The 3983-nt window shown below is 47.1% G+C and carries 4 protein-coding genes; all 4 read left to right on the forward strand.

The genetic code is table 11. From position 1 onward, the window contains the following. The coding region (locus RMO35_RS17815; protein ID WP_309742741.1) for a glutamate ligase domain-containing protein at positions 1–675 on the forward strand (675 nt) is incomplete at its 5' end. A gap of 186 nt (positions 676–861) precedes the next feature. Further along, positions 862–1866, forward strand: coding sequence for a UDP-N-acetylmuramate dehydrogenase (murB, locus tag RMO35_RS17820; protein ID WP_309742743.1), 1005 nt, complete (start codon positions 862–864; stop codon positions 1864–1866). Positions 1867–2211: 345 nt separating this feature from the next. Next, entirely contained in the window at positions 2212–2553 is a 342-nt protein-coding gene (locus RMO35_RS17825) for a YbaB/EbfC family nucleoid-associated protein (protein WP_309742746.1), read from the forward strand. Positions 2554–2704: 151 nt separating this feature from the next. Beyond that, a complete protein-coding gene (locus RMO35_RS17830; RefSeq protein ID WP_309742748.1) occupies positions 2705–3751 on the forward strand; it encodes a potassium channel protein in 1047 nt (348 codons plus the stop codon). The last annotated feature ends 232 nt before the right edge of the window (positions 3752–3983 follow it).

Consider the following 3983-nt stretch of genomic DNA (forward strand, 5'->3'; position numbering starts at 1 on the left):
CAAGCTGCCGACTATACCGCCGACAACATTGAGTATCATGCTGCAGGAACTTCTGCACATGTATATGAATATGGCAAATTATTGGGCATCCTAAAGTTAGGGGTATTAGGCAAACACAATTTGAGTAATGCACTAGCAGTCATCGCCGTCGGTCGGAAGATCGGCTTGGAATTTCCAGCAATCGCTAGTGGTTTAGGGACTTTTGATGGTGCCAAGCGACGCTTTGAACTTCGAGGTTACCAGAATAACATTACTTTCATCGATGACTACGCTCACCATCCCAGTGAGATCTTGGTTACACTCAGTGCCGCGCGCTTGCGTGTCGGGACAGAGCGTCGGGTAGTCGCCGTCTTCCAACCCCATCGATACAGCCGTACTTTGGAATTTCTGACTGAGTTTGCCCAATCTTTTACAGATGCTGACTTAGTAATTATTACAGATATTTATAGTGCTGGCGAGGCCGATACTGGTGTTGTCAGTGGCGAAAAAGTAGTCGAACAGATCGGTCTTTACCACCAGCATGTTTGCTACCAACCGACGCTCGAAGCTGTATCTCAATTCCTGACTCAGCAACTCCAGCCCGGAGACATTTGCCTGTTCCTGGGAGCTGGCAATCTCAATCAGATTATTCCGAGCATTGTTGATTCGTATCAAACCACTGCTGGAATTGTCTAACCAAAAATTGTAGTCTAAATATCTGAGATTTAGTGTATTATGCAACGATTCCCACTACTTTCATGAAACTCTCGCCCGATCGACTTCATACTATTTTGTAATCGATCGAGCTTGAGCTAGATACTGATTCGCTTCGGATTGCGATTGACTAACCCCGGTTTCACCACACTACCTTACCTTTCCACCATGACACTTTCTCAAGATCGTTCCCGCAGCGTCACCCCGGCGGCGTCACCTACTCTCACTACTCAGATTCAGCAATCAGTCAAAGTTGCAGCAAATACCGATCGAGATGTGGAAGTACCAACAGATTGCCTGGTGCGAGCTGGTGTATCGCTCAAAGGCTTGACGACTTGGAAAGTAGGTGGATTGGCGCAGTGGTATCTCGAACCCAAAACCCTAGTTGAGACGCAAGCTGGACTAGCTTGGGCAAAACAGCAAGGTCTCCAAATTACGGTGATTGGGGCGGGATCGAACTTATTAATTAGCGATCGGGGTTTGGCAGGTTTAACGATCTGCACTCGACATTTACGACATGTAGATACTCAATTCGATCGTGAGACTCAATCGATCGTCGCAGACGCAGGTAAAATGGTCGCCAGCCTAGCTTGGCAAGCAGCTCGTAAGGGTTGGGGTGGAATGGAGTGGGCAGCGGGGATACCGGGCACTGTAGGTGGTGCTGTGGTAATGAATGCTGGCGCGCATGGGCACAGTACTCAAGAGATTTTAGTCAGCACCGAAGTATTAAACCTCGATGGCTCGATCGAAACGCTGACCAATCAGGATTTAAACTATAGTTATCGGACATCCAATCTGCAAGGCGATGCGCGGATCGTCCTCAGTGCCAAATTTCAACTCCTCACAGCAGAAGATCCCGAAGATATCAAAGCGCGGACATTCCGGGACTTAGAAAAGCGTCATAGCAAACAACCATACGACAGACCTAGCTGTGGCAGCGTTTTCCGCAATCCTACCCCGCTCTATGCAGCGGCTTTAATTGAAGGCTTAGGACTCAAGGGGCACCGGATTGGCGATGCTGAAGTCTCCACCCTTCATGCTAATTTTATTATTAATCGTAAAGATGCCAAGGCTAGTGAAATTTTAGAGTTGATCTACTACGTTAAAAGCCAAGTCAGAGCTAAATACTCGATCGAACTCGAACCAGAAGTTAAAATGCTCGGCGAATTTTAGTGATTAGGCTTTAGGCTTTAGGGATTAGGCTTTAGGCTCTAGGGATTGAGGATTAGGGATCTCAGTTCTCAGTTACAGTAGGGTGGGCACTGCCCGCCACATAGGTTAGGGTTGATTCTGGTATTTAAAATAATTATGCCAACCTACTTAAATCGGGTTATCGAGCATCTTAACTCCCAAACTCTAATTGGCTAAGATATAGTTAGTGCGATCGATAGTTGGTATTCCTAAAGCCCAAAGCCCAAAGCCTAAAACCTAAAGCCTAATTACGGATACCCTCACCCCCGCATTCCCTGACTCCAGTAAGATGGGATATTGTTTAAATTGACTAAAAACTAAAAGATTATGACTAAAGGACAAGGATTTGGCGGTTTCGGTCTCGGCAAAATGAAAGAACTTGCCGATGCCTTCAAAAAAGCTCAGCAGGTACAAGAAGATGCCAAAAAGCTCCAAGAAGAATTGGAGCAGATGGAAATTGAAGGGCAAGCAGGTGACGTTAGTGTCACTTTGAGCGGTAATCAAGAACCCCGCAGAGTTAGTATCGGCGCGGATGCAGCTAGCAAGAGTCCCGAAGAACTCTCTCAACTAGTCCTCGACGCCATGATGGACGCCTATGACAAGTCCACCGCTACGATGCGCGAGCGGATGGAATTACTCACTAGCGGACTAAATATTCCTGGATTGTAGTTTCGACTGGTAGTCGATCGCACCTTGGAGATAATCTGGATATTGCTGTCACGTGGTGTAGTAGTATCCATATTGTCTTGATGAATGGCGATCGCCAATCTGGAGTAAAAATGTCTAAACTCCCAACAATCTAATCTCCATACCTGCGCTGATGGACTCCGTAGAGCAAAAATACCGTCGCATCAGAAAAGATTTGCAACGGGGTGGTATTGCCCTCACCCTAGTATTTATTACCGGAACGCTATGGTATTGGCTGGTGGAGCAATGGCGTTGGTTGGATGCGGTCTACATGACCATCATTACGCTCACCACTGTCGGCTATGGCGAGACTCAACCACTGGGAGATCGCGGTCGAATTTTTACCATTGCCCTAATTTTGGCTGGGGTAATTACCATCGGTTATATTGTCAACCGCTTTACCGAAGCCCTCATCGAAGGCTATTTCATCGAAGGTAGAAGACTCAGACAACAACAAAAACTCGTGGAATCTTTAGCCGAACACTTTATCATCTGTGGCTTTGGACGAATTGGGCGACAAATTGCCAGTGAATTTGCAGCCGAAGGTACGGCATTTGTCATAGCTGATGCGAGTAGCGAACAAGTTAAAATCGCTCAATCCGAGGGCTATAGCGCAATTCAAGCCGATGCGACTCTCGATGAAACGCTGCTAAAAATGGGTGTAGAAAAAGCCAACTGTCTAGTTGCAGCACTGCCATCTGATGCGGAAAATCTCTATATCATCCTCTCTGCCAAAACTCTCAATCCCAATATTCGGGCAATCGCCCGCGCTAGTAACGAAGAAGCCGTCCAGAAGCTCCAGCGGGCTGGTGCAGATAAGGTGATCTCACCCTACATCACTGGTGCCAAACGGATGGCAGCAGCGGCTTTACGCCCCCAGGTAATGGATTTTATGGATGGGATCGTGGCGAGCGATCGATCGTTTTATATGGAGGAGTTTGAGATCGAAGCGCAGCTTTGTCCGGTGGCTGGTTTATCATTGCGCGAAGCCCGATTGCGCTCCCAATCTGGTTCGCTAGTTTTAGCCATCCGGCGGCGCGACGGTAATCTGATCGTTGGCCCCACTGGTGAGACGATGATTTTAGACCGCGACATGCTGATTTGTATGGGTACCGCCGATCAATTACGGGTCTTAAATCAGATCTTAGAGCCGCTCGCACCAGCAACCGATCGACGCTAAGTTAAATTAATTGATAATTGATAATTGATAATTGGGTAGCTATCCACTATCCACTATCCACTATTCACTATCCACTAAAACACTATCCACTAAAACACTATCCACTAAAACACTATTCCTCCCCGCTGCCAATCAACAGAATAAGAGTAGCCAAACAAGCAAAAAAGGCACCAACGGTAAATGTAAATCCAGAACCGATCGTTTGCCAGCACCAGCCAGCAATTAGATTGGC

The sequence above is a fragment of the Chamaesiphon sp. OTE_20_metabat_361 genome (assembly GCF_031364565.1).